Origin of the sequence: Pseudomonas sp. FW300-N2F2, from assembly GCF_017351655.1 — a bacterium.
In the GTDB taxonomy this organism is placed as follows: domain Bacteria; phylum Pseudomonadota; class Gammaproteobacteria; order Pseudomonadales; family Pseudomonadaceae; genus Aquipseudomonas; species Aquipseudomonas fluorescens_AA.
On the sequence record NZ_JACNDQ010000001.1, the window covers coordinates 11,781 to 33,959 of the forward strand.

Consider the following 22,179-nt stretch of genomic DNA (forward strand, 5'->3'; position numbering starts at 1 on the left):
CCGCCAGGAGGAAAGGCCTTGAAAGACCTACTGAATTTGCTGAAAAACCAGGGTCAAGTCGAAGAGTTCGACGCCATCCGTATTGGATTGGCCTCGCCTGAGATGATCCGTTCGTGGTCGTTCGGTGAAGTTAAAAAGCCGGAAACCATCAACTACCGTACGTTCAAACCTGAGCGTGATGGCCTGTTCTGCGCCAAGATCTTTGGCCCGGTAAAGGATTACGAGTGCCTGTGCGGTAAGTACAAGCGCTTGAAGCACCGTGGTGTGATCTGCGAGAAGTGCGGCGTTGAAGTCGCGCTGGCAAAAGTTCGTCGTGAGCGCATGGCGCACATCGAGCTGGCCTCGCCGGTTGCCCACATCTGGTTTCTGAAATCGCTGCCGTCCCGTATCGGCCTGCTGATGGACATGACCCTGCGTGATATCGAACGTGTTCTCTACTTCGAGAGCTACGTCGTTATCGATCCAGGCATGACCACCCTTGAAAAAGGTCAGCTGCTCAACGACGAGCAGTACTTCGAAGCGCTGGAAGAGTTCGGCGACGATTTCGATGCCCGCATGGGTGCCGAAGCTGTCCGCGAACTGCTGCACGCTATCGACCTGGAACACGAGATTGGCCGTCTGCGCGAAGAAATTCCGCAAACCAACTCCGAAACCAAGATCAAGAAGCTGTCCAAGCGTCTGAAGTTGATGGAAGCCTTCCAGGGTTCCGGCAACCTGCCAGAGTGGATGGTGCTGACCGTTCTGCCGGTACTGCCGCCAGACCTGCGTCCACTGGTTCCGCTCGATGGCGGTCGCTTCGCGACTTCCGACCTCAACGATCTGTATCGTCGAGTGATCAACCGTAACAACCGCTTGAAGCGCCTGCTCGATCTGTCCGCTCCGGACATCATCGTGCGCAACGAAAAGCGGATGTTGCAGGAAGCGGTCGACGCATTGCTCGACAACGGTCGTCGTGGCCGCGCTATCACCGGTTCCAACAAGCGTCCTCTGAAATCCCTGGCTGACATGATCAAGGGTAAGCAGGGTCGTTTCCGTCAGAACTTGCTCGGTAAGCGTGTTGACTACTCCGGTCGTTCGGTTATTACCGTAGGCCCGACCCTGCGTCTGCACCAGTGCGGTCTGCCTAAGAAAATGGCCCTGGAACTGTTCAAGCCGTTCATTTTCGGCAAGCTGGAAATGCGTGGTCTCGCTACCACCATCAAAGCGGCCAAGAAAATGGTCGAGCGCGAGCTGCCAGAGGTCTGGGACGTTCTCGCTGAAGTGATTCGCGAACACCCAGTGCTGCTCAACCGTGCACCGACCCTTCACCGTCTGGGTATCCAGGCGTTTGAACCGGTACTGATCGAAGGTAAGGCTATCCAGCTGCACCCGCTGGTCTGTGCTGCGTACAACGCCGACTTCGACGGCGACCAAATGGCCGTGCACGTGCCGCTGACGCTGGAAGCCCAGCTCGAAGCGCGCGCGTTGATGATGTCGACCAACAACATCCTGTCGCCAGCCAACGGTGAGCCAATCATCGTTCCGTCGCAGGACGTTGTATTGGGTCTGTACTACATGACTCGTGAAGCGATCAACGCCAAGGGCGAAGGTCGTGTGTTCGCGGATCTGCAGGAAGTTGACCGTGTGTTCCGTGCCGGCGAAGCCGCACTGCATGCCAAGGTCAAGGTGCGGATCAACGAAACCGTGAACGACCGTGATGGCGGCAGCGTGACCAACACCCGTATCGTCGACACCACCGTCGGCCGTGCGCTGTTGTTCCAGGTTGTGCCAAAAGGCCTGTCCTTCGACGTCGTCAACCTGCCGATGAAGAAGAAGGCGATCTCCAAGCTGATCAACCAGTGCTACCGCGTGGTTGGTCTGAAAGAGACCGTGATCTTCGCTGACCAGTTGATGTACACCGGTTTTGCCTATTCGACCATTTCCGGCGTTTCCATCGGCGTTAACGACTTCGTTATCCCGGATGAAAAAGCCCGCATCATCGGTGCTGCCACCGAAGAAGTGAAAGAGATCGAAAGCCAGTACGCCTCCGGCCTGGTAACCCAGGGCGAGAAGTACAACAAGGTGATCGACCTCTGGTCCAAGGCGAACGACGAAGTCTCCAAGGCGATGATGGCCAACCTCTCGAAAGAGAAGGTCATCGACCGTCATGGCAATGAAGTCGACCAGGAGTCGTTCAACTCGATGTACATGATGGCCGACTCGGGCGCACGGGGTTCTGCTGCGCAGATCCGTCAGCTCGCCGGTATGCGTGGCCTGATGGCCAAGCCGGACGGCTCCATCATCGAGACCCCGATTACCGCGAACTTCCGTGAAGGCTTGAGCGTACTCCAGTACTTCATCTCCACTCACGGTGCTCGTAAGGGTCTTGCGGATACCGCGTTGAAAACCGCGAACTCCGGTTACCTGACTCGTCGTCTGGTAGACGTTGCCCAGGATCTGGTCGTGACCGAGATCGATTGCGGCACCGAACATGGCCTGGTCATGACGCCGCACATTGAAGGCGGTGACGTTGTAGAGCCGTTGGGTGAACGCGTATTGGGTCGTGTCATCGCCCGTGACGTATTCAAGCCGGGTACCGAGGACGTGATCGTTCCTGCCGGCACCCTGGTCGACGAGAAGTGGGTCGAGTTCATCGAACTCAACAGCATCGACGAAGTGATCGTACGTTCGCCGATCAGCTGCGAAACCCGCTATGGCATCTGCGCCAAGTGCTACGGTCGCGACCTGGCACGTGGTCACCAGGTGAACATCGGTGAAGCGGTCGGCGTTATCGCTGCCCAGTCCATCGGTGAGCCGGGTACCCAGCTGACGATGCGTACGTTCCACATCGGTGGTGCGGCAAGCCGGACCTCCGCTGCCGACAGCGTCCAGGTGAAGAATGGCGGTACTGTCCGTCTGCACAACCTCAAGCACGTAGAGCGCGTGGACGGTCACCTGGTGGCTGTATCCCGTTCCGGTGAGCTGGCCATCGCTGACGACTTCGGTCGCGAGCGCGAGCGCTACAAGCTGCCTTACGGTGCTGTGATTTCGGTCAAGGAAGGTGACAAGGTCGACGCTGGCGCCATCGTGGCCAAGTGGGACCCGCACACCCACCCGATCGTGACCGAGATGAAAGGTACCGTGACCTACGTGGGCATGGAAGAAGGCATCACGATCAAGCGTCAGACCGACGAATTGACCGGTATGACCAACATTGAAGTACTCGACGCGAAAGATCGTCCAGCTGCCGGCAAGGACATCCGTCCGGCCGTGAAGATGGTCGACGACAACGGCAAGGATCTGTTGCTGCCAGGCACTGACGTAATCGCTCAGTACTTCCTGCCAGCCAACGCCCTGGTCGGTGTAGCGGACGGTGCGCGGATCGCGATCGGTGATGTTATCGCCCGTATCCCGCAGGAAACTTCGAAAACCCGCGACATCACCGGTGGTCTGCCGCGTGTTGCCGACTTGTTCGAAGCCCGTCGTCCGAAAGAAGCCTCGATTCTGGCTGAAGTCAGCGGCACCATCGCGTTCGGTAAAGAGACCAAGGGCAAGCGCCGCCTGGTCATTACACCGAACGACGGTAGCGATCCGTACGAAGAGCTGATTCCGAAGTGGCGTCACCTGAACGTCTTCGAAGGCGAACAGGTAAACCGCGGCGAAGTTATCTCGGACGGCCCGAGCGATCCACACGACATCCTGCGTCTGCTGGGTGTGAGTGCGCTGGCCAAGTACATCGTGAACGAGATCCAGGACGTTTACCGTCTGCAAGGCGTGAAGATCAACGACAAGCACATCGAGACCATCCTGCGTCAGATGCTGCGTAAGGTCGAGATCGCTGAATCCGGCGACTCGAGTTTCATCAAGGGCGACCAGATGGAACTGACTCACGTACTGGTGGAAAACGAGCGCCTGGCGACCGAAGACAAGTTTGTCTCCAAGTTCACTCGCGTGCTGCTGGGTATCACCAAGGCATCGTTGTCCACCGAATCGTTCATCTCGGCGGCTTCCTTCCAGGAAACCACCCGTGTACTGACCGAAGCGGCGGTAACCGGCAAGCGCGATTACCTGCGCGGCCTGAAAGAAAACGTGGTCGTGGGTCGTCTGATCCCGGCCGGTACCGGTTTGGCCTATCACAGCGAGCGCAAGCGTCGCCGTGATGCCGACAAGCCGTTGCGCGTAAGCGCCAGTGAAGTGGAAGCTGCACTGACCGAAGCACTGAACTCGAGTGGTAACTGAGTTCTGCGGTAATTGAGTGCCAGGCCCTGGTCGCCCCGTTCGGCGGATCGAGACAAATTGTCGAGATCCGGCGGGCGGGGAGGTCGGGGCCTTGCCTTGACTGGGGACAAGATCCTCTTTAGACTCTTGATCCCCTAAATTTGGCGGGAATTCGTTCCTGCCATTTTGCTTTTCTTGTAAGACAATAGCGTCGCAAGACAACAGTGGAGCTAGTAGATGGCAACTATCAACCAGCTGGTACGTCAGCCGCGTAAGCGTATCGTCGAGAAATCCGACGTGCCTGCGCTGCAGAACTGCCCGCAACGTCGTGGCGTATGCACCCGTGTGTATACCACCACGCCGAAAAAACCTAACTCGGCACTGCGTAAAGTATGCCGTGTGCGTCTGACCAACGGTTTCGAGGTTTCCTCGTACATCGGCGGTGAAGGCCACAACCTGCAAGAACACAGCGTGGTCCTGATCCGCGGCGGTCGTGTAAAAGACTTGCCAGGTGTTCGTTACCACACCGTTCGCGGCTCTTTGGATACTTCCGGCGTTAAAGGTCGTAACCAAGGTCGTTCGAAGTACGGTACCAAGCGTCCGAAATAATCGGCCGTTTAGCAGTTTTTAATTTTATTGAGTCGATAAGAGTAAGGTCGGGCACGCATCCGCTGTCCCGGGCTAACCTGAAGACCGTTTGAGGGCTTATCAATGCCAAGACGTCGCGTAGCAGCCAAACGTGAGATTCTGGACGATCCGAAATACGGAAGCCAGATTCTCGCCAAGTTCATGAACCACGTAATGGAAAGCGGCAAGAAAGCCGTTGCCGAGCGTATCGTTTATGGCGCACTGGACAAAGTTAAGGAACGCAAGAACAGCGATCCCCTGGAAATCTTCGAGAAAGCTCTCGACGCCATCGCTCCGCTGGTCGAAGTGAAGTCGCGCCGTGTAGGCGGTGCTACTTACCAGGTTCCGGTCGAAGTTCGTCCGTCCCGTCGTAACGCCCTGGCAATGCGCTGGCTGGTAGACTTCGCCCGCAAGCGCGGCGAGAAGTCCATGGCTCTGCGTTTGGCTGGTGAACTGTTGGACGCTGCTGAAGGTAAAGGTGCTGCAGTTAAGAAGCGTGAAGACGTGCACCGTATGGCTGAGGCCAACAAGGCTTTCTCGCACTACCGCTTCTAATTTTAGCGTCACTCAATTTGCGAGGGCTTTATGGCTCGTACTACACCGATTAACCGCTACCGTAACATCGGTATCGTTGCTCACGTGGATGCTGGTAAAACCACCACCACCGAGCGCGTCCTTTTTTACACCGGCAAGAGTCACAAAATGGGCGAGGTGCATGACGGCGCCGCGACCACAGACTGGATGGTGCAGGAGCAGGAGCGTGGTATTACCATTACTTCTGCTGCTATCACTGCCTTCTGGAAAGGTTCCGAGAAGCAGTACCCGCACGAGCACCGCTTCAACGTTATCGATACCCCGGGCCACGTAGACTTCACCATCGAAGTTGAGCGTTCCCTGCGCGTACTCGACGGCGCTGTCGTTGTGTTCTGTGGTACTTCGGGTGTTGAGCCTCAGTCGGAAACCGTATGGCGTCAGGCCAACAAATACGGCGTTCCACGTCTTGTTTACGTAAACAAGATGGACCGTGCTGGTGCCAACTTCCTGCGCGTGATCGCTCAGATCAAGCAGCGTCTGGGTCACACTCCGGTGCCGATCCAGCTGGCTATCGGTTCCGAAGACAACTTCCAGGGTCAGATCGATCTGATCAACATGCAAGCTGTCTACTGGAACGATTCCGACAAGGGTATGGTCCCTGTTCGCAAGGACATTCCTGCCGAACTGTTGGAAGAAGCCGAGCAATGGCGCAGCAACATGGTTGAGGCTGCGGCCGAAGCCAGCGAAGAGCTGATGAACAAGTACCTCGAAGGTGAAGAGCTCACCAACGAGGAAATCAAGGCCGCTCTGCGTCAGCGTACTATCGCTGGTGAGATCGTTCTGGCTGTTTGCGGTTCTTCCTTCAAGAACAAGGGTGTTCCCCTGGTTCTCGACGCCGTTATCGACTTCCTGCCTGCTCCAACCGACATTCCTGCTATCAAGGGTTCCAACCCGGATAACGAGGAAGAGGAAATGGAGCGTCACGCAAGTGACGACGAGCCGTTCGCGGCCTTGGCGTTCAAGATCGCTACCGACCCATTCGTGGGTACCTTGACCTTTGTTCGAGTTTACTCGGGCGTGTTGGCCTCCGGCGACGGCGTGATCAACTCGGTAAAAGGCAAGAAAGAGCGTGTGGGTCGTATGGTGCAGATGCACGCAAACGCCCGTGAAGAAATCAAGGAAGTACGCGCTGGCGACATCGCGGCCTTGATCGGCATGAAGGACGTCACCACCGGTGAAACTTTGTGCAACGCTGACAAGCCAATCATCCTGGTTCGCATGGACTTCCCGGAGCCGGTTATTTCGGTTGCCGTTGAGCCTAAGACCAAGGACGACCAGGAAAAAATGGGTATCGCTCTGGGCAAGCTTGCTCAGGAAGACCCGTCTTTCCGCGTCAAGACCGATGAAGAGACTGGTCAAACGATCATCTCCGGCATGGGTGAGTTGCACCTGGACATCCTGGTTGACCGGATGCGCCGTGAGTTCAACGTCGAAGCCAACATCGGTAAGCCTCAGGTTTCCTATCGTGAGCGCATCACGAAGAGCTGTGAAATCGAAGGCAAGTTCGTTCGCCAATCCGGCGGTCGTGGCCAGTTCGGTCACTGCTGGATCCGTTTTGCACCGGCTGACGAAGGTCAGGAAGGTCTGCAATTCCTGAACGAAGTCGTAGGTGGTGTGGTTCCTAAGGAATACATCCCGGCGATCCAGAAGGGTATCGAAGAGCAGATGAAGAACGGCGTTGTCGCCGGCTATCCGCTGATCGGCCTGAAGGCGACTGTGTTCGATGGTTCTTACCATGACGTCGACTCCAACGAGATGGCGTTTAAGGTGGCTGCCTCCATGGCAACCAAGCAGCTGGCCCAGAAGGGTGGCGGTGAGTTGCTTGAGCCGATCATGGCGGTGGAAGTCGTTACGCCTGAAGACTACATGGGTGATGTCATGGGCGACCTTAACCGTCGTCGTGGCATGATTCTGGGTATGGAAGATACGGTTTCCGGCAAAGTGATTCGTGCCGAGGTGCCGTTGGGCGAGATGTTCGGTTACGCAACCGACGTTCGTTCCATGTCTCAGGGGCGCGCAAGCTACTCTATGGAATTCAAAAAATACAATACAGCTCCGTCGCATATCGTCGAGACTGTTACCAAAAAGCAAGGCTGATTCAGCCCCTTTAAGCTAGGAGTTAATTGTCGTGGCTAAAGAAAAATTTGAACGGAACAAACCGCACGTCAACGTTGGCACCATCGGTCACGTTGACCACGGTAAAACCACGCTGACCGCTGCTCTGACCCGTGTCTGCTCCGAAGTTTTCGGTTCGGCCAAGGTTGACTTCGACAAGATCGACAGCGCCCCGGAAGAGAAAGCTCGCGGTATCACCATCAACACCGCTCACGTTGAATACGATTCGGCCGTGCGTCACTACGCACACGTTGACTGCCCAGGTCACGCCGACTACGTAAAAAACATGATCACCGGTGCTGCCCAGATGGACGGCGCGATCCTGGTTTGCTCGGCCGCTGATGGTCCGATGCCACAAACCCGTGAGCACATCCTGCTGTCCCGTCAGGTAGGCGTTCCGTACATCGTTGTCTTCCTGAACAAGGCTGACATGGTTGACGACGCTGAGCTGCTGGAACTGGTTGAGATGGAAGTGCGCGACCTGCTGAGCACTTACGACTTCCCAGGTGATGACACTCCAATCATCATCGGTTCGGCTCTGATGGCTCTGAACGGCCAAGACGACAACGAAATGGGCACCACTGCCGTCAAGAAGCTGGTGGAAACTCTGGACAGCTACATCCCAGAGCCAGAGCGTGCTATCGACAAGCCGTTCCTGATGCCAATCGAAGACGTATTCTCGATCTCCGGTCGCGGTACTGTTGTGACTGGTCGTGTTGAGCGTGGCATCGTCCGTATCCAGGAAGAAGTTGAGATCGTCGGTCTGCGCGACACTCAGAAAACTACCTGCACCGGCGTTGAAATGTTCCGCAAGCTGCTCGACGAAGGTCGTGCTGGCGAGAACTGCGGCGTACTGCTGCGCGGCACCAAGCGTGACGACGTTGAGCGTGGCCAGGTTCTGGTCAAGCCAGGCACCGTCAAGCCGCACACCAAGTTCACCGCAGAAGTCTACGTTCTGAGCAAGGAAGAAGGCGGTCGTCACACTCCGTTCTTCAAAGGCTACCGTCCACAGTTCTACTTCCGTACAACTGACGTGACCGGTAACTGCGAGCTGCCAGAAGGCGTTGAAATGGTAATGCCAGGTGACAACATTCAGATGACTGTTACCCTGATCAAGACCATCGCGATGGAAGACGGCCTGCGTTTCGCTATCCGTGAAGGCGGTCGTACCGTCGGCGCTGGCGTCGTAGCCAAAGTCATCGAGTAAGTCTCTTTTAGAGTCAGCTTGATGAGTTGAAAAGCCCCCGCTTAGCGGGGGCTTTTTTATTGGGTTGACACCTATCAGGGGCGTCTATAGAATTGCGCCTCCTTTTAACGGGCGTATTGCGCCCGGTGGGAATAGCAGCCGGAGTCTGAAATCCAATGCAAAATCAGCAAATCCGTATCAGGTTGAAGGCTTTTGACCATCGCCTGATCGACCAATCCACCCAGGAAATCGTGGAAACCGCGAAACGTACTGGTGCTCAAGTGCGTGGTCCAATTCCACTGCCTACCCGTAAAGAGCGGTTCACCGTTCTGGTCTCCCCGCACGTCAATAAAGACGCGCGTGACCAGTACGAGATCCGTACTCATAAGCGCGTTCTGGACATCGTCCAGCCAACGGATAAAACCGTTGATGCTCTTATGAAGCTCGATCTTGCGGCCGGTGTGGAAGTGCAGATCAGCCTCGGCTAAGACTCGGTCTTAGTCGTGTAACGCTCTGAAATGGGCGGCCATAGCGGGTGAAAGCCCCGTACACTCATGAGGTTTACAACATGACTATTGGTGTAGTCGGTCGTAAATGCGGTATGACCCGTATTTTCACCGAAGAAGGTGTCTCCATTCCGGTCACGGTCATTGAGATCGAGCCGAATCGCGTCACCCAGTTCAAAACTGAAGAGACCGATGGCTATCGTGCAGTGCAAGTCACTGTCGGCGAGCGTCGTGCTTCGCGTGTAACAGCAGCTCAGGCTGGCCACTTCGCCAAGGCGAACGTTGCCGCTGGTCGTACCGTAATGGAATTCCGCCTTGAAGAAGGCGAGTACCAGGCCGGCGATCTGATCAACGCTGAAATCTTCGCCGCTGGCCAACTGGTTGATGTAACCGGTCAGTCCAAGGGTAAAGGCTTCCAGGGTACGATCAAGCGTTGGAACTTCCGCGGGCAAGATAACACCCACGGTAACTCCGTATCCCACCGCGTTCCAGGCTCTATCGGCCAGTGCCAGACTCCTGGTCGTGTATTCAAGGGCAAAAAAATGTCCGGTCATATGGGCGCTGAGCGCGTGACCGTGCAGTCCCTCGAAGTAGTGCGCGTGGACGCTGAACGCAATCTGTTGTTGGTCAAGGGCGCTGTTCCTGGCGCTACTGGCGGCAACTTGGTTGTACGTCCAGCAGCCAAGGCTCGCGGTTAAGGGGAAGCTGACATGCAATTAAATGTAAATGACGCTCAAGCGATCGAAGTTTCCGAACTGACATTTGGCGGCGAATTCAACGAGACGCTGGTTCACCAAGCAGTCGTGGCCTACATGGCTGGCGGCCGTCAAGGTAGCAAGCAGCAAAAGACCCGTTCCGACGTTTCCGGTGGCGGCAAGCGCCCATGGCGTCAGAAAGGTACTGGCCGTGCTCGTGCCGGTACTATCCGTAGCCCAATCTGGCGTGGCGGCGGTACCACTTTCGCAGCTCGTCCTCAGGATCACTCCCAGAAGCTGAACAAGAAGATGTATCGCGCAGCAATGCGTTCCATCCTTGCTGAGCTGGTGCGTACTGATCGTCTGGTCGTGGTTCAGGACTTCGCTGTTGAAGCACCGAAAACCAAAGATCTGCTGAACAAGCTGAACGGCATGGGCCTGACTGACGTCCTGATCGTGTCTGACGCTGTTGATCAGAACCTGTACCTGGCTGCTCGCAACCTGCCACACGTCGACGTTCGTGACGTGCAGGGTTCCGATCCGGTCAGTCTGATCGCATACGACAAGGTGTTGATCACCGTGTCGGCCGTGAAGAAATTCGAGGAGCTGCTGGGATGAACCAGGAACGCGTATTTAAAGTTCTGCTTGGCCCGCACGTTTCCGAGAAGGCTACGGTTCTGGCAGACAAGAAAGGCCAGTTCGTTTTCAAGGTTGCTACCGACGCAACCAAGCTGGAAATCAAGAAGGCCGTCGAAAGCCTGTTCAGCGTGAAAGTAGAGCGCGTGACTACCCTGAACGTTCTGGGTAAAAGCAAGCGCACTGCTCGCGGTCTGGGCAAGCGTAATGACTGGAAGAAGGCAGTTATCTCCCTTCAGCCAGGCCAAGATCTCGATTTCAGCAGCAGTGCTGAGTAAGGAAGGGGTGCATCATGGCAATCGTTAAATGCAAACCGACTTCCCCTGGCCGCCGTTTTGTGGTCAAGGTGGTCAACCAGGAGCTGCATAAAGGCGCTCCTCACGCACCGCTGCTCGAGAAAAAATCGAAGTCTGGTGGTCGTAACAACAATGGCCGTATTACCACTCGTCACATCGGTGGTGGTCATAAGCAGCATTATCGTCTGGTCGACTTCCGTCGCAACGACAAGGATGGCATCGCTGCCACCGTCGAGCGTATCGAATACGATCCAAACCGTACTGCTCACATCGCTCTGCTGCTGTACGCAGATGGCGAGCGTCGCTACATCATCGCCCCTAAAGGCGTGAGTGCTGGCGACCAGCTGATCGCAGGTGCCCTGGCACCGATCAAGCCGGGCAACGCTCTGCAACTGCGTAACATTCCAGTTGGTAGCACCGTACACGGCATCGAATTGAAGCCAGGTAAAGGCGCACAGATCGCTCGTTCCGCTGGTGCTTCGGCTCAGCTGATCGCTCGTGAAGGTGTCTACGTGACCCTGCGTCTGCGTTCTGGTGAGATGCGTAAAGTACTGGCTGAATGCCGTGCGACCCTGGGCGAAGTCTCGAACTCCGAGCACAGCCTGCGTTCGTTGGGTAAAGCTGGTGCCAAGCGCTGGCGTGGCGTTCGCCCAACCGTTCGTGGTGTTGCCATGAACCCGGTTGACCACCCACATGGTGGTGGTGAAGGTCGTACCTCTGGTGGTCGTCATCCGGTATCGCCATGGGGCTTCCCGACTAAGGGCGCGAAGACTCGTGGTAATAAGCGTACCGACAAAATGATCGTCCGTCGTCGCAAGTAAATAGAGGGATACGACAGTGCCACGTTCTCTGAAAAAAGGTCCTTTTATTGATCTTCACCTACTGAAGAAGATCGAAGTGGCGGCGGAAAAGAACGATCGCAAACCAGTTAAGACCTGGTCGCGTCGTTCGATGATCCTGCCACAAATGGTCGGTCTGACCATCGCAGTACACAACGGTCGCCAACACGTCCCAGTTCTCGTGAACGAAGACATGGTCGGCCACAAACTGGGCGAGTTCGCCGGTACCCGCACATACCGTGGGCACGTGGCTGACAAGAAAGCCAAGCGTTAAGGGGTAAGGAAATGGAAGTAGCCGCTAAGTTGTCGGGCGCTCGAATCTCCGCCCAGAAAGCCCGCTTGGTCGCCGACCAGATCCGCGGGAAGAAGGTGGGCGAAGCGCTCAACCTGTTGGCTTTCAGCAGTAAGAAAGCCGCCGAGATCATGAAGAAAGTGCTGGAGTCGGCCGTAGCCAACGCCGAGCATAACGAAGGCGCAGACGTTGATGACCTGAAGGTCAGCACCGTTTTCGTCAACGAAGGGCGTTCGCTGAAGCGCATCATGCCACGTGCCAAAGGCCGTGCTGATCGCATCGTCAAGCGGTCTTGCCATATCACTGTCAAGGTTGCTGACAAGTAACGGAGTCGAAGAGATGGGTCAGAAAGTACATCCCATTGGCATTCGCCTGGGAATCGTCAAGGAGCACACCTCCGTCTGGTACGCAGACGGTCGGACTTATGCGGACTACTTGTTCGCTGATCTGAAGGTGCGTGAGTATCTCCAAGACAAACTAAAAAGCGCGTCCGTAAGCCGTATCGATATCCATCGTCCGGCGCAGACTGCACGTATCACCATCCACACCGCTCGTCCAGGTATCGTTATCGGGAAGAAAGGTGAAGATGTTGAGAAACTGCGTCAGGACCTGACCAAGCAAATGGGTGTGCCTGTGCACATCAATATCGAAGAGATCCGCAAGCCGGAGCTCGACGGTATGCTGGTTGCGCAGAGCGTAGCTCAGCAGCTGGAGCGTCGCGTAATGTTCCGTCGCGCTATGAAGCGCGCTGTACAGAACGCCATGCGCATTGGTGCCAAAGGCATCAAAATCCAAGTGAGCGGTCGTCTCGGCGGTGCTGAAATCGCACGTACTGAATGGTATCGCGAAGGTCGTGTGCCACTGCACACCCTGCGTGCCGACATCGACTATGCCAACTACGAAGCTCACACCACCTACGGTGTGATCGGTGTAAAGGTTTGGATCTTCAAAGGCGAAGTAATTGGTGGTCGCCAAGAAGAACTGAAGCCACAAGCACCAGCGCCTCGTAAAAAAGCTGCTAAGTAAGGGGTACGCCAAATGTTGCAACCAAAGCGTACGAAGTTCCGCAAGCAAATGACCGGTCACAACCGTGGCCTGGCATTGCGCGGTAGCAAAGTCAGCTTCGGCGAGTTCGCGCTGAAGTCTGTTGCTCGTGGTCGTCTCACCGCTCGTCAGATCGAGTCAGCGCGTCGTGCTCTGACCCGTCACGTAAAACGTGGCGGCAAGATCTGGATCCGTGTATTCCCGGACAAGCCTATTTCCAAGAAGCCACTCGAAGTTCGGATGGGTAAAGGTAAGGGTAACGTCGAATACTGGGTTGCCCAGATTCAGCCAGGCAAGGTCCTGTATGAAATCGAGGGTGTAACTGAAGAGCTGGCGCGTGAGGCTTTTGCCCTGGCTGCTGCAAAGCTGCCGCTCGCCACCGCCTTTGTTAAACGGACGGTGATGTGATGAAAGCGAATGAACTTCGTGAAAAATCAGCACAGCAGCTGAACGAGCAACTGCTCGGCCTGCTGCGCGACCAGTTCAATCTGCGTATGCAGAAAGCAACTGGCCAGTTGGGGCAGTCTCATCTGCTCTCGCAAGTTAAGCGTGATATCGCTCGCGTGAAAACTGTGCTCAACCAGCAGGCAGGTAAGTAATCATGGCTGAAGCCGAAAAAACTGTCCGTACGCTGACTGGCCGTGTTGTCAGCGACAAGATGGACAAAACCATCACCGTTCTGATCGAGCGTCGCGTTAAGCACCCGATCTACGGTAAATACGTTAAGCGTTCGACTAAGCTGCACGCGCACGACGAAACCAATCAGTGCCACATCGGCGACAAAGTCACTATTCGTGAAACTCGTCCGATGGCCAAGACCAAGTCTTGGGCGCTGGTTGATGTTCTCGAACGCGCTGTGGAAGTCTAAGGGCTAGGGGTCGGAGAAATTATATGATTCAGACTCAATCCATGCTCGATGTGGCCGATAACAGCGGCGCTCGCCGTGTTATGTGCATCAAGGTGCTGGGTGGCTCCCATCGTCGTTACGCTGGTATCGGTGACATCATCAAAGTTACCGTCAAGGAAGCAATTCCTCGCGGTAAGGTGAAAAAAGGCCAAGTGATGACTGCTGTCGTAGTCCGCACTCGCCATGGCGTTCGTCGTGCTGACGGCTCCATCATCCGCTTTGATGGCAACGCTGCTGTTCTGTTGAACAACAAGCAAGAGCCGATCGGCACCCGTATCTTTGGGCCAGTGACCCGTGAACTTCGTACTGAGAAGTTCATGAAGATCGTCTCGCTCGCCCCAGAAGTGCTGTAAGGAGATCCGACATGCAAAAGATTCGTCGTGACGACGAGATCATCGTGATCGCCGGCAAAGACAAAGGTAAGCGCGGTAAGGTGCTGAAGGTTCTTGCTGACAACCGTCTGGTTGTTGGTGGTCTGAACCTGGTCAAGCGTCATACCAAGCCTAACCCGATGTCGGGCGTACAGGGCGGTATCGTCGAGAAAGAAGCGCCACTGCACGCTTCCAACGTCGCCATCTTCAACGGCGAAACCAACAAGGCTGACCGCGTTGGTTTCAAAGTAGAAGACGGTAAGAAAATTCGTGTCTTCAAGTCGACCCAAAAAGCGGTTGATGCTTGAACACTGCTAGGTAGAAGACCATGGCACGACTAAAAGAGATTTACCGGAAGGAAATCGCACCGAAACTTAAGGAAGAACTTAAGCTTTCGAACGTGATGGAAGTTCCGCGCGTTACCAAAATCACCCTGAACATGGGTCTGGGCGAAGCGATCGGCGACAAAAAAGTCATCGAGCACGCTGTTGCTGACCTGGAAAAGATCACCGGTCAGAAAGTCGTCGTGACTTACGCTCGGAAATCCATCGCTGGCTTTAAAGTCCGTGAAGGTTGGCCGATCGGCGTCAAAGTGACCCTGCGCCGTGAGCGTATGTACGAGTTCCTGGATCGTCTGCTGTCGATCTCCCTGCCTCGGGTTCGCGACTTCCGCGGCCTGAATGCCAAGTCCTTCGATGGTCGTGGCAACTACAGCATGGGCGTTAAAGAGCAGATCATTTTCCCGGAAATCGATTACGACAAGATCGACGCTCTCCGCGGTCTGGACATTACCCTGACCACCACTGCTCGGACGGATGACGAAGGTCGCGCACTGCTGCGCGCTTTCAAATTCCCGTTCCGCAACTGATTGGAGTAGGAAAATGGCCAAGAAGAGCATGAAGAACCGTGAGCTGAAGCGTCAGCTCACCGTTGCCAAGTACGCCACCAAGCGTGCAGCGCTGAAAGCTATCATCGTTGATCTGAACGCAAGTCCAGAAGCACGTTGGGAAGCTACCGTAGCCCTGCAGAAGCAGCCACGTGACGCAAGCGCCTCGCGCATGCGTAACCGCTGCCGCCTGACTGGTCGTCCGCACGGCGTGTACCGCAAGTTCGGCCTTGGCCGTAACATGCTGCGTCAAGCTGCAATGCGTGGTGACGTTCCAGGTCTGGTTAAAGCCAGCTGGTAAGCACTGTCAAAGTCGCGGCGTTCGGGATCGCAAGATCCTGACCGTCGGTGACCTTGAACTTGAATCAAGCCCCTATTGGGGCTTGATTCATTTGTGGGGTGTGTCTAGAATACCCGGCTCGCCTGAGCCCGTGTTTTTATTGCGCGGATGTGCTCGGCGACACGTACTAGCCGAAAGGCTAATTTTTTGTGTATTAGGAGCGTCTAGCCCATGAGTATGCAGGACCCGTTAGCGGACATGCTAACTCGTATCCGTAATGCCCAGATGGCTGAAAAGTCCGTCGTAAGCATGCCATCTTCTACGTTGAAGGTAGCTGTTGCCAAAGTCCTGAAGGACGAAGGTTACATTGCGGGTTATCAGATCAGCAGCGAAATCAAGCCTCTGCTGTCCATCGAGCTGAAGTACTTCGAAGGCCGTCCGGTCATCGAGGAAGTGAAGCGCGTTAGCCGTCCTGGCCTGCGTCAGTACAAGTCCGTCGAGGATCTGCCAAAAGTTCGTGGCGGCCTGGGCGTGTCTATCGTCTCCACCAACAAGGGTGTGATGACGGATCGTGCTGCGCGCGCTGCCGGTGTCGGCGGCGAAGTTCTTTGCACTGTGTTCTAAGGGGGGATAAGCATGTCACGCGTCGCTAAGAACCCCGTTAAGCTGCCAGCCGGTGTCGAAGTCAAATTCGCAGGCCAACAGCTTTCGGTGAAGGGTGCCAAGGGCACTCTGCAACTGAACATCCATTCGTCCGTTGAGATCGTTGAAGAAGCTGGTGAGCTGCGTTTCGCTGCTCGCAATGGCGATCAACAGACTCGCGCAATGGCTGGTACCACTCGTGCGTTGGTAAACAACATGGTCCAAGGCGTAAGCCAAGGCTTCGAGCGCAAGCTCCAGCTGGTCGGTGTTGGTTACAAAGCGCAAGCAAAAGGCACAGTGCTGAACCTGGCTCTTGGCTTCTCGCACCCAGTGGATTATGAACTGCCGGAAGGCATCACCGCTGAGACTCCTAGCCAGACCGATATCCTGATCAAGGGCATCGACAAGCAGCTGGTAGGTCAAGTGGCCGCCGAGATCCGCGACTTCCGTCCACCAGAGCCGTACAAAGGCAAAGGTGTGCGCTACGCGGACGAAGTCGTCCGTCGTAAAGAAGCCAAGAAGAAGTAGGGCATAGCAAATGACCGACAAAAAAGTTACTCGACTGCGTCGCGCTCGCAAAGCACGCCTGAAAATGCACGAACTCGAAGTCGTGCGTCTCTGCGTGTTCCGCTCGTCGCAGCACATCTACGCCCAGGTCATTTCGGCCGACGGCAACAAAGTCCTGGCAAGTGCCTCGACTTTGGATAAAGAACTGCGTGATGGCGCCACTGGCAACATCGACGCGGCCACTAAGGTTGGCCAGCTGGTCGCTACGCGTGCTAAAGCCGCTGGCGTCTCGCAGGTGGCTTTCGACCGCTCTGGCTTCAAGTACCACGGCCGCGTCAAGGCGCTGGCTGATGCTGCTCGTGAAGCTGGGCTGGAGTTCTAAGTTATGTCAAATAACGACCAAAAGCGCGACGAAGGCTACATCGAGAAGCTGGTTCAAGTTAACCGCGTAGCCAAAACCGTTAAAGGCGGCCGTATCTTCACTTTCACTGCGTTGACCGTAGTGGGTGATGGTAAAGGCCGTGTTGGCTTCGGCCGTGGCAAGTCGCGTGAAGTGCCTGCTGCGATCCAGAAGGCAATGGAAGCTGCTCGCCGCAACATGATCCAGGTTGATCTGAACGGCACCACTCTGCAGTACGCAATGAAGTCCGCCCATGGCGCTTCGAAGGTGTACATGCAGCCTGCTTCTGAAGGTACCGGTATCATCGCTGGCGGCGCTATGCGTGCTGTCCTCGAAGTTGCTGGCGTTCAGAACGTTCTGGCCAAGTGCTACGGCTCGACTAACCCGGTAAACGTGGTTCACGCCACTTTCAAGGGTTTGAAAGCAATGCAGTCTCCTGAATCCATTGCCGCCAAGCGTGGCAAAAGCGTCAAGGAGATCTTCTGATCATGGCTACCGTAAAAGTAACGCTGATCAAAAGCATGACCGGCCGCATCCCTAACCACAAACTGTGCGTTAAGGGTCTGGGTCTGCGTCGCATCGGTCACACTGTAGAAGTCCAGGATACTCCCGAGAATCGCGGGATGATCAACAAGGCTTACTACATGCTGCGTGTCGAGGGTTAATCGATGAAACTCAATGATCTGAGTCCAGCGCCGGGTTCCCGTCGCGAAAAGCATCGTCCGGGCCGTGGTATCGGTAGTGGTTTGGGCAAGACCGGTGGCCGTGGCCACAAAGGTCAGACCTCCCGCTCCGGTGGCACCATTGCTCCAGGCTTTGAAGGCGGTCAACAGCCGCTGCATCGTCGCCTGCCGAAGTTCGGTTTCGTTTCCCTGAAAGCCATGGACCGCGCAGAAGTGCGTCTGTCCGAGCTGGCCAAAGTGGACGGCGACATCGTCACCGTGCAGTCCCTGAAGGATGCCAACGTGATCAACCAGAACGTACAGCGTGTGAAAATCATGCTGTCGGGCGAAGTTGCTCGTGCTGTCACCATCGGAAAGGGAATCGGCGCCACCAAAGGTGCGCGTGCGGCTATCGAAGCAGCTGGCGGCAAGTTCGAGGAATAAATGGCTAAGCAAGGTGCTCTCTCTGCGCTCGGCAAAGGCGGTATGTCTGAACTCTGGGCTCGTCTGCGTTTTCTGTTCCTGGCGATTATCGTCTACCGAATAGGCGCACACATCCCGGTTCCAGGTATCAACCCGGACCGACTCGCGGACCTGTTTCGACAGAATGAGGGGACCATTCTTAGCTTGTTCAACATGTTTTCCGGCGGCGCGCTGGAGCGGATGAGCATCTTTGCACTGGGGATCATGCCGTACATTTCGGCATCGATCATCATGCAACTGATGAGCGCCGTCAGCCCGCAGTTGGAGCAGTTGAAGAAGGAAGGTGAAGCTGGCCGTCGCAAGATCAGCCAGTACACCCGCTACGGCACTGTCGTCCTCGCTCTCGTTCAGGCCATTGGCATGTCCATTGGCCTGGCGGGGCAGGGCGTTTCGTTCACTGCTGACTTCAGCTTTCATTTCGTTGCGGTAACCACGTTTGTGGCGGGCGCGATGTTCATGATGTGGCTGGGTGAGCAGATTACTGAGCGTGGTGTTGGCAACGGTATCTCGATGTTGATCTTCGCAGGTATCGTCGCCGGTCTTCCGAGAGCGATCGGGCAGTCTTTCGAGTCTGCGCGTCAGGGTGATATCAACATTTTCGCCCTGGTTGCCATCGGTCTGCTGGCAGTAGCGATTATCGGTTTCGTGGTGTTCATCGAGCGTGGTCAGCGGCGTATTGCCGTTCACTACGCCAAGCGTCAGCAGGGCCGCAAGGTGTTTGCTGCGCAGACCAGCCACTTGCCGTTGAAGGTGAACATGGCCGGCGTAATTCCGGCTATTTTCGCGAGCAGCATCCTGCTGTTCCCGGCTTCGTTGGGTGCCTGGTTCGGCCAGTCTGAAGGTATGGGCTGGTTGCAGGACATCTCGCAGTCGATCGCTCCTGGTCAGCCGTTGAATATTCTGCTGTTTAGTGCAGGGATTATTTTCTTCTGCTTCTTCTATACGGCGTTGATGTTCAATCCGAAAGACGTAGCGGAAAACCTGAAGAAGTCCGGTGCCTTTATTCCGGGCATCCGTCCAGGTGAGCAGTCTGCGCGCTACATTGATGGCGTTCTGACTCGCTTGACCATGTTCGGTGCTCTTTACATGACGGCCGTCTGTCTGTTGCCCCAGTTCCTGGTGGTTGCGGCAAACGTACCGTTCTACCTTGGCGGGACCTCGTTGCTGATCGTGGTCGTGGTTGTGATGGACTTCATGTCCCAAGTACAATCGCACCTCGTTTCGCACCAGTACGAATCCCTGATGAAGAAAGCCAACCTGAAGGGCTACGGCAGCGGCATGTTGCGCTGAGTAGCGTCCATAAGGTTCGAGGAGTTGGTGATGAAAGTTCGTGCATCGGTGAAAAAGCTGTGCCGCAACTGCAAGATTATTCGCCGCGAAGGTGTTGTTCGGGTAATTTGCAGCGCGGAACCGCGTCACAAACAGCGCCAAGGCTGAGTGTGATTGTGCTTTAAGCCCGGCAGCTAGTGCGCTGCCGGGTTGATTATTTGTTATTACAGCGATATTATCTCGCGCCCTATTTCTTGGCTTCCGGGGCGTAGGTAGCTGTCAATTGGAGTCCCACTGAATGGCCCGTATTGCAGGCGTCAACATTCCAGATAACAAGCATACTGTTATCTCGCTGACCTACATCTATGGTGTTGGTCGCACTACTGCACAGAAAATTTGTGCAGTGACTGGGGTCAACCCAGCGGCAAAGATCAAAGATCTGAGCGACGAGCAGATTGAACAGCTGCGTGGCGAAGTGGCGAAGTTCACCACTGAAGGTGACCTGCGTCGCGAAATCAACATGAAAATCAAGCGCTTGATGGACCTCGGTTGCTATCGCGGTCTGCGTCATCGTCGTGGTCTGCCAGTACGCGGTCAGCGTACCAAGACCAACGCGCGTACCCGTAAAGGTCCGCGTAAGCCGATCCGCAAGTAATCGCCCCAGCGAATCGACAGGAATTTAATCATGGCAAAACCTGCTGCTCGTCCTCGTAAAAAAGTTAAAAAGACAGTGGTTGATGGCATCGCCCACATCCATGCTTCTTTTAACAACACCATCGTGACCATTACCGACCGTCAAGGTAACGCTCTTTCCTGGGCTACCTCCGGTGGTTCGGGTTTCCGCGGTTCCCGCAAGTCCACCCCGTTCGCTGCTCAAGTAGCTGCTGAACGTGCTGGTCAAGCTGCGCTGGAATACGGCCTGAAAAACCTCGACGTGAACGTCAAGGGTCCAGGTCCAGGTCGTGAATCCGCAGTCCGCGCTTTGAACGGCTGTGGCTACAAGATCGCCAGCATCACCGACGTGACGCCAATCCCGCACAACGGGTGCCGTCCGCCGAAGAAGCGCCGCGTGTAATCCAGGAGATTGTAAAGAATGGCTCGTTACATTGGTCCAAAATGCAAACTCGCTCGTCGCGAAGGCACCGATCTTTTTCTGAAGAGCGGCGTGCGCGCGATCGAATCGAAGTGCAACATTGAAGCAGCACCTGGTATCCACGGCCAACGCCGCGGTCGCCAGTCCGATTACGGCACCCAACTGCGTGAAAAGCAGAAGGTCCGTCGTATCTACGGCGTTCTCGAGCGTCAATTCAGCGGCTACTACAAAGAAGCAGCTGGCAAGAAAGGCGCAACCGGCGAAAACCTGTTGCAACTGCTCGAATGCCGTCTGGACAACGTTGTATACCGTATGGGTTTCGGTTCTACTCGTGCCGAATCCCGTCAGCTGGTATCGCACAAGTCGATCAGCGTTAACGGTCAGACCGTAAACGTTCCGTCCTACCAGGTTCGTGCTGGTGACGTGGTTGCTGTTCGCGAGAAAGCAAAGAACCAACTTCGCATTGTCCAAGCTCTCGATCTGTGTGCCCAACGTGGCCGCGTAGAATGGGTAGAAGTAGACACTGAGAAGAAGTCGGGCGTTTTCAAGAACGTTCCTGCTCGCAGTGATCTGTCCGCCGACATCAACGAAAGCCTGATTGTCGAGCTCTACTCCAAGTAAGGGCTAGAAAATAGGTGCATCCATGCAGATTTCGGTAAATGAGTTCCTGACACCCCGCCATATTGATGTGCAGGTTGTCAGTCCAACCCGCGCCAAGATCACACTCGAGCCTCTCGAGCGTGGTTTCGGCCACACCCTGGGCAACGCGCTGCGCCGCATCCTGTTGTCCTCAATGCCCGGCTGTGCAGTAGTCGAGGCCGAGATTGACGGTGTGCTCCACGAGTACAGCGCCATCGAAGGTGTACAGGAAGACGTAATTGAAATCCTGTTGAACCTGAAAGGTCTGGCTATCAAGCTGCACGGTCGTGACGAAGTTACGCTGACCTTGTCGAAGAAGGGTTCGGGGGTGGTTACCGCTGCCGATATTCAGCTGGATCATGATGTCGAGATCGTTAACCCCGATCACGTAATCGCTAACCTGGCGTCTAACGGCGCCCTGAACATGAAGCTCACCGTAGCTCGTGGTCGTGGTTATGAACCGGCAGACTCGCGTCAGAGCGATGAAGACGAAAGCCGCAGCATCGGTCGCTTGCAGCTTGACTCTTCGTTCAGCCCAGTTCGCCGTATCGCATACGTGGTGGAAAACGCCCGTGTCGAACAGCGTACCAACCTGGACAAGCTGGTTATTGATCTGGAAACCAACGGTACCCTGGATCCTGAAGAGGCTATCCGCCGTGCTGCAACCATCCTGCAACAGCAGTTGGCTGCGTTCGTCGACCTCAAGGGTGACAGTGAGCCAGTGGTTGTCGAGCAGGAAGACGAGATCGATCCGATCCTGCTTCGCCCGGTTGACGATCTGGAACTGACTGTACGTTCGGCTAACTGCCTTAAGGCGGAAAACATCTACTACATCGGCGACCTGATTCAGCGTACCGAAGTAGAGCTGTTGAAGACTCCGAACCTTGGCAAGAAATCCTTGACTGAAATCAAGGACGTTCTGGCCTCCCGCGGTCTGTCCCTCGGCATGCGCCTCGACAACTGGCCGCCTGCAAGTCTTAAGAAGGACGACAAGGCGACTGCCTGATCGTCGT

Annotated in this window: 32 protein-coding genes; all 32 read left to right on the forward strand. The window is 55.7% G+C overall.

Annotated elements, in window-relative coordinates:
- The first annotated feature begins 18 nt into the window (after positions 1 to 18).
- Positions 19 to 4,218 (forward strand): DNA-directed RNA polymerase subunit beta', encoded by a 4,200-nt coding sequence (gene rpoC, locus J4E63_RS00080; RefSeq protein WP_047230482.1) that lies wholly within the window; start codon positions 19 to 21, stop codon positions 4,216 to 4,218.
- A gap of 216 nt (positions 4,219 to 4,434) precedes the next feature.
- Positions 4,435 to 4,806, forward strand: a complete 372-nt coding sequence (rpsL, locus tag J4E63_RS00085; RefSeq protein ID WP_003186084.1) for a 30S ribosomal protein S12 — start codon at positions 4,435 to 4,437, stop codon at positions 4,804 to 4,806.
- A 102-nt stretch (positions 4,807 to 4,908) separates the two neighbouring features.
- Complete coding sequence (gene rpsG, locus J4E63_RS00090) at positions 4,909 to 5,379, forward strand: 30S ribosomal protein S7 (protein ID WP_003186074.1); 471 nt, start codon at positions 4,909 to 4,911, stop codon at positions 5,377 to 5,379.
- Positions 5,380 to 5,409: 30 nt separating this feature from the next.
- The gene (gene fusA / locus J4E63_RS00095) at positions 5,410 to 7,515 is read left to right on the forward strand and encodes an elongation factor G (protein WP_060740393.1); all 2,106 of its coding nucleotides are present in this window, start codon (positions 5,410 to 5,412) and stop codon (positions 7,513 to 7,515) included.
- A gap of 31 nt (positions 7,516 to 7,546) precedes the next feature.
- Positions 7,547 to 8,740, forward strand: coding sequence for an elongation factor Tu (tuf, locus tag J4E63_RS00100; RefSeq protein ID WP_003186103.1), 1,194 nt, complete (start codon positions 7,547 to 7,549; stop codon positions 8,738 to 8,740).
- A 155-nt stretch (positions 8,741 to 8,895) separates the two neighbouring features.
- Positions 8,896 to 9,207, forward strand: coding sequence for a 30S ribosomal protein S10 (gene rpsJ, locus J4E63_RS00105; RefSeq protein WP_003186070.1), 312 nt, complete (start codon positions 8,896 to 8,898; stop codon positions 9,205 to 9,207).
- A gap of 80 nt (positions 9,208 to 9,287) precedes the next feature.
- On the forward strand, positions 9,288 to 9,923 hold the full coding sequence (gene rplC, locus J4E63_RS00110) for a 50S ribosomal protein L3 (RefSeq protein WP_003186059.1): 636 nt from the start codon (positions 9,288 to 9,290) through the stop codon (positions 9,921 to 9,923).
- 12 nt (positions 9,924 to 9,935) lie between these two features.
- Positions 9,936 to 10,538, forward strand: a complete 603-nt coding sequence (gene rplD / locus J4E63_RS00115) for a 50S ribosomal protein L4 (RefSeq protein WP_003186057.1) — start codon at positions 9,936 to 9,938, stop codon at positions 10,536 to 10,538.
- Positions 10,535 to 10,834 (forward strand): 50S ribosomal protein L23, encoded by a 300-nt coding sequence (rplW, locus tag J4E63_RS00120; protein ID WP_002555488.1) that lies wholly within the window; start codon positions 10,535 to 10,537, stop codon positions 10,832 to 10,834. Before rplD ends, rplW begins: the two co-directional genes overlap by 4 nt.
- Positions 10,835 to 10,848: 14 nt before the next feature.
- Positions 10,849 to 11,673 (forward strand): 50S ribosomal protein L2, encoded by an 825-nt coding sequence (rplB, locus tag J4E63_RS00125; RefSeq protein ID WP_003186055.1) that lies wholly within the window; start codon positions 10,849 to 10,851, stop codon positions 11,671 to 11,673.
- 16 nt (positions 11,674 to 11,689) lie between these two features.
- Positions 11,690 to 11,965, forward strand: coding sequence for a 30S ribosomal protein S19 (gene rpsS / locus J4E63_RS00130; protein WP_002555486.1), 276 nt, complete (start codon positions 11,690 to 11,692; stop codon positions 11,963 to 11,965).
- A gap of 11 nt (positions 11,966 to 11,976) precedes the next feature.
- Positions 11,977 to 12,309, forward strand: a complete 333-nt coding sequence (gene rplV, locus J4E63_RS00135; protein ID WP_003103908.1) for a 50S ribosomal protein L22 — start codon at positions 11,977 to 11,979, stop codon at positions 12,307 to 12,309.
- A 13-nt stretch (positions 12,310 to 12,322) separates the two neighbouring features.
- A complete protein-coding gene (gene rpsC, locus J4E63_RS00140) occupies positions 12,323 to 13,009 on the forward strand; it encodes a 30S ribosomal protein S3 (protein WP_003176422.1) in 687 nt (228 codons plus the stop codon).
- A gap of 12 nt (positions 13,010 to 13,021) precedes the next feature.
- Positions 13,022 to 13,435: a 50S ribosomal protein L16 gene (gene rplP, locus J4E63_RS00145; RefSeq protein WP_025215754.1), complete on the forward strand. Its 414-nt coding sequence runs from the start codon at positions 13,022 to 13,024 to the stop codon at positions 13,433 to 13,435.
- Positions 13,435 to 13,626, forward strand: a complete 192-nt coding sequence (rpmC, locus tag J4E63_RS00150) for a 50S ribosomal protein L29 (RefSeq protein ID WP_002555481.1) — start codon at positions 13,435 to 13,437, stop codon at positions 13,624 to 13,626. Before rplP ends, rpmC begins: the two co-directional genes overlap by 1 nt.
- Before the next feature lie 2 nt (positions 13,627 to 13,628).
- Positions 13,629 to 13,895: a 30S ribosomal protein S17 gene (gene rpsQ, locus J4E63_RS00155; RefSeq protein ID WP_003194644.1), complete on the forward strand. Its 267-nt coding sequence runs from the start codon at positions 13,629 to 13,631 to the stop codon at positions 13,893 to 13,895.
- A gap of 23 nt (positions 13,896 to 13,918) precedes the next feature.
- Positions 13,919 to 14,287: a 50S ribosomal protein L14 gene (rplN, locus tag J4E63_RS00160; RefSeq protein ID WP_002555479.1), complete on the forward strand. Its 369-nt coding sequence runs from the start codon at positions 13,919 to 13,921 to the stop codon at positions 14,285 to 14,287.
- An 11-nt stretch (positions 14,288 to 14,298) separates the two neighbouring features.
- Positions 14,299 to 14,613 carry a 50S ribosomal protein L24 gene (gene rplX / locus J4E63_RS00165; protein ID WP_003186046.1) on the forward strand — a complete coding sequence of 105 codons (315 nt, stop codon included), beginning with the start codon at positions 14,299 to 14,301 and terminating at the stop codon, positions 14,611 to 14,613.
- A gap of 20 nt (positions 14,614 to 14,633) precedes the next feature.
- Positions 14,634 to 15,173 (forward strand): 50S ribosomal protein L5, encoded by a 540-nt coding sequence (gene rplE / locus J4E63_RS00170; protein WP_003186044.1) that lies wholly within the window; start codon positions 14,634 to 14,636, stop codon positions 15,171 to 15,173.
- Between the two features lie 13 nt (positions 15,174 to 15,186).
- Positions 15,187 to 15,492: a 30S ribosomal protein S14 gene (gene rpsN, locus J4E63_RS00175; RefSeq protein ID WP_003186042.1), complete on the forward strand. Its 306-nt coding sequence runs from the start codon at positions 15,187 to 15,189 to the stop codon at positions 15,490 to 15,492.
- Positions 15,493 to 15,702: 210 nt separating this feature from the next.
- On the forward strand, positions 15,703 to 16,095 hold the full coding sequence (gene rpsH, locus J4E63_RS00180; RefSeq protein ID WP_017848802.1) for a 30S ribosomal protein S8: 393 nt from the start codon (positions 15,703 to 15,705) through the stop codon (positions 16,093 to 16,095).
- Between the two features lie 12 nt (positions 16,096 to 16,107).
- A complete protein-coding gene (rplF, locus tag J4E63_RS00185) occupies positions 16,108 to 16,641 on the forward strand; it encodes a 50S ribosomal protein L6 (protein ID WP_003186039.1) in 534 nt (177 codons plus the stop codon).
- Between the two features lie 10 nt (positions 16,642 to 16,651).
- Entirely contained in the window at positions 16,652 to 17,002 is a 351-nt protein-coding gene (rplR, locus tag J4E63_RS00190) for a 50S ribosomal protein L18 (protein ID WP_003186037.1), read from the forward strand.
- Positions 17,003 to 17,005: 3 nt separating this feature from the next.
- Complete coding sequence (gene rpsE / locus J4E63_RS00195; protein WP_003186035.1) at positions 17,006 to 17,506, forward strand: 30S ribosomal protein S5; 501 nt, start codon at positions 17,006 to 17,008, stop codon at positions 17,504 to 17,506.
- 2 nt (positions 17,507 to 17,508) lie between these two features.
- On the forward strand, positions 17,509 to 17,685 hold the full coding sequence (rpmD, locus tag J4E63_RS00200) for a 50S ribosomal protein L30 (protein WP_003176408.1): 177 nt from the start codon (positions 17,509 to 17,511) through the stop codon (positions 17,683 to 17,685).
- Positions 17,686 to 17,688: 3 nt separating this feature from the next.
- Positions 17,689 to 18,126: a 50S ribosomal protein L15 gene (gene rplO, locus J4E63_RS00205; protein ID WP_003186032.1), complete on the forward strand. Its 438-nt coding sequence runs from the start codon at positions 17,689 to 17,691 to the stop codon at positions 18,124 to 18,126.
- A complete protein-coding gene (gene secY, locus J4E63_RS00210) occupies positions 18,127 to 19,455 on the forward strand; it encodes a preprotein translocase subunit SecY (RefSeq protein ID WP_003186029.1) in 1,329 nt (442 codons plus the stop codon).
- Positions 19,456 to 19,485: 30 nt separating this feature from the next.
- Entirely contained in the window at positions 19,486 to 19,602 is a 117-nt protein-coding gene (rpmJ, locus tag J4E63_RS00215) for a 50S ribosomal protein L36 (RefSeq protein ID WP_002555468.1), read from the forward strand.
- Positions 19,603 to 19,732: 130 nt separating this feature from the next.
- On the forward strand, positions 19,733 to 20,089 hold the full coding sequence (gene rpsM, locus J4E63_RS00220; protein ID WP_003186020.1) for a 30S ribosomal protein S13: 357 nt from the start codon (positions 19,733 to 19,735) through the stop codon (positions 20,087 to 20,089).
- A gap of 30 nt (positions 20,090 to 20,119) precedes the next feature.
- Positions 20,120 to 20,509, forward strand: a complete 390-nt coding sequence (gene rpsK, locus J4E63_RS00225) for a 30S ribosomal protein S11 (protein WP_002555466.1) — start codon at positions 20,120 to 20,122, stop codon at positions 20,507 to 20,509.
- 18 nt (positions 20,510 to 20,527) lie between these two features.
- Positions 20,528 to 21,148, forward strand: a complete 621-nt coding sequence (gene rpsD / locus J4E63_RS00230) for a 30S ribosomal protein S4 (RefSeq protein WP_003176404.1) — start codon at positions 20,528 to 20,530, stop codon at positions 21,146 to 21,148.
- A 22-nt stretch (positions 21,149 to 21,170) separates the two neighbouring features.
- Entirely contained in the window at positions 21,171 to 22,172 is a 1,002-nt protein-coding gene (locus J4E63_RS00235; RefSeq protein ID WP_003186012.1) for a DNA-directed RNA polymerase subunit alpha, read from the forward strand.
- Positions 22,173 to 22,179: the final 7 nt, after the last annotated feature.

What these genes read in the sequence shown, in the direction of transcription:
- rpsH (WP_017848802.1), top strand. Translation starts at nt 15,703, where the DNA reads ATGAGTATGCAGGACCCGTTAGCGGACATGCTAACTCGTATCCGTAAT.
- rplE (WP_003186044.1), top strand. Translation starts at nt 14,634, where the DNA reads ATGGCACGACTAAAAGAGATTTACCGGAAGGAAATCGCACCGAAACTT.
- rplN (WP_002555479.1), top strand. Translation starts at nt 13,919, where the DNA reads ATGATTCAGACTCAATCCATGCTCGATGTGGCCGATAACAGCGGCGCT.
- rpmC (WP_002555481.1), top strand. Translation starts at nt 13,435, where the DNA reads ATGAAAGCGAATGAACTTCGTGAAAAATCAGCACAGCAGCTGAACGAG.
- rpsM (WP_003186020.1), top strand. Translation starts at nt 19,733, where the DNA reads ATGGCCCGTATTGCAGGCGTCAACATTCCAGATAACAAGCATACTGTT.
- secY (WP_003186029.1), top strand. Translation starts at nt 18,127, where the DNA reads ATGGCTAAGCAAGGTGCTCTCTCTGCGCTCGGCAAAGGCGGTATGTCT.
- rpsL (WP_003186084.1), top strand. Translation starts at nt 4,435, where the DNA reads ATGGCAACTATCAACCAGCTGGTACGTCAGCCGCGTAAGCGTATCGTC.
- rpmJ (WP_002555468.1), top strand. Translation starts at nt 19,486, where the DNA reads ATGAAAGTTCGTGCATCGGTGAAAAAGCTGTGCCGCAACTGCAAGATT.
- rplB (WP_003186055.1), top strand. Translation starts at nt 10,849, where the DNA reads ATGGCAATCGTTAAATGCAAACCGACTTCCCCTGGCCGCCGTTTTGTG.
- rplW (WP_002555488.1), top strand. Translation starts at nt 10,535, where the DNA reads ATGAACCAGGAACGCGTATTTAAAGTTCTGCTTGGCCCGCACGTTTCC.
- rplC (WP_003186059.1), top strand. Translation starts at nt 9,288, where the DNA reads ATGACTATTGGTGTAGTCGGTCGTAAATGCGGTATGACCCGTATTTTC.
- rplX (WP_003186046.1), top strand. Translation starts at nt 14,299, where the DNA reads ATGCAAAAGATTCGTCGTGACGACGAGATCATCGTGATCGCCGGCAAA.
- rpsJ (WP_003186070.1), top strand. Translation starts at nt 8,896, where the DNA reads ATGCAAAATCAGCAAATCCGTATCAGGTTGAAGGCTTTTGACCATCGC.
- rplF (WP_003186039.1), top strand. Translation starts at nt 16,108, where the DNA reads ATGTCACGCGTCGCTAAGAACCCCGTTAAGCTGCCAGCCGGTGTCGAA.
- rpsN (WP_003186042.1), top strand. Translation starts at nt 15,187, where the DNA reads ATGGCCAAGAAGAGCATGAAGAACCGTGAGCTGAAGCGTCAGCTCACC.
- rpsC (WP_003176422.1), top strand. Translation starts at nt 12,323, where the DNA reads ATGGGTCAGAAAGTACATCCCATTGGCATTCGCCTGGGAATCGTCAAG.
- rplP (WP_025215754.1), top strand. Translation starts at nt 13,022, where the DNA reads ATGTTGCAACCAAAGCGTACGAAGTTCCGCAAGCAAATGACCGGTCAC.
- rplV (WP_003103908.1), top strand. Translation starts at nt 11,977, where the DNA reads ATGGAAGTAGCCGCTAAGTTGTCGGGCGCTCGAATCTCCGCCCAGAAA.
- fusA (WP_060740393.1), top strand. Translation starts at nt 5,410, where the DNA reads ATGGCTCGTACTACACCGATTAACCGCTACCGTAACATCGGTATCGTT.
- rpsE (WP_003186035.1), top strand. Translation starts at nt 17,006, where the DNA reads ATGTCAAATAACGACCAAAAGCGCGACGAAGGCTACATCGAGAAGCTG.
- rpsG (WP_003186074.1), top strand. Translation starts at nt 4,909, where the DNA reads ATGCCAAGACGTCGCGTAGCAGCCAAACGTGAGATTCTGGACGATCCG.
- rpsD (WP_003176404.1), top strand. Translation starts at nt 20,528, where the DNA reads ATGGCTCGTTACATTGGTCCAAAATGCAAACTCGCTCGTCGCGAAGGC.
- rplO (WP_003186032.1), top strand. Translation starts at nt 17,689, where the DNA reads ATGAAACTCAATGATCTGAGTCCAGCGCCGGGTTCCCGTCGCGAAAAG.
- rpsK (WP_002555466.1), top strand. Translation starts at nt 20,120, where the DNA reads ATGGCAAAACCTGCTGCTCGTCCTCGTAAAAAAGTTAAAAAGACAGTG.
- rpsQ (WP_003194644.1), top strand. Translation starts at nt 13,629, where the DNA reads ATGGCTGAAGCCGAAAAAACTGTCCGTACGCTGACTGGCCGTGTTGTC.
- rplR (WP_003186037.1), top strand. Translation starts at nt 16,652, where the DNA reads ATGACCGACAAAAAAGTTACTCGACTGCGTCGCGCTCGCAAAGCACGC.
- rplD (WP_003186057.1), top strand. Translation starts at nt 9,936, where the DNA reads ATGCAATTAAATGTAAATGACGCTCAAGCGATCGAAGTTTCCGAACTG.
- J4E63_RS00235 (WP_003186012.1), top strand. Translation starts at nt 21,171, where the DNA reads ATGCAGATTTCGGTAAATGAGTTCCTGACACCCCGCCATATTGATGTG.
- rpmD (WP_003176408.1), top strand. Translation starts at nt 17,509, where the DNA reads ATGGCTACCGTAAAAGTAACGCTGATCAAAAGCATGACCGGCCGCATC.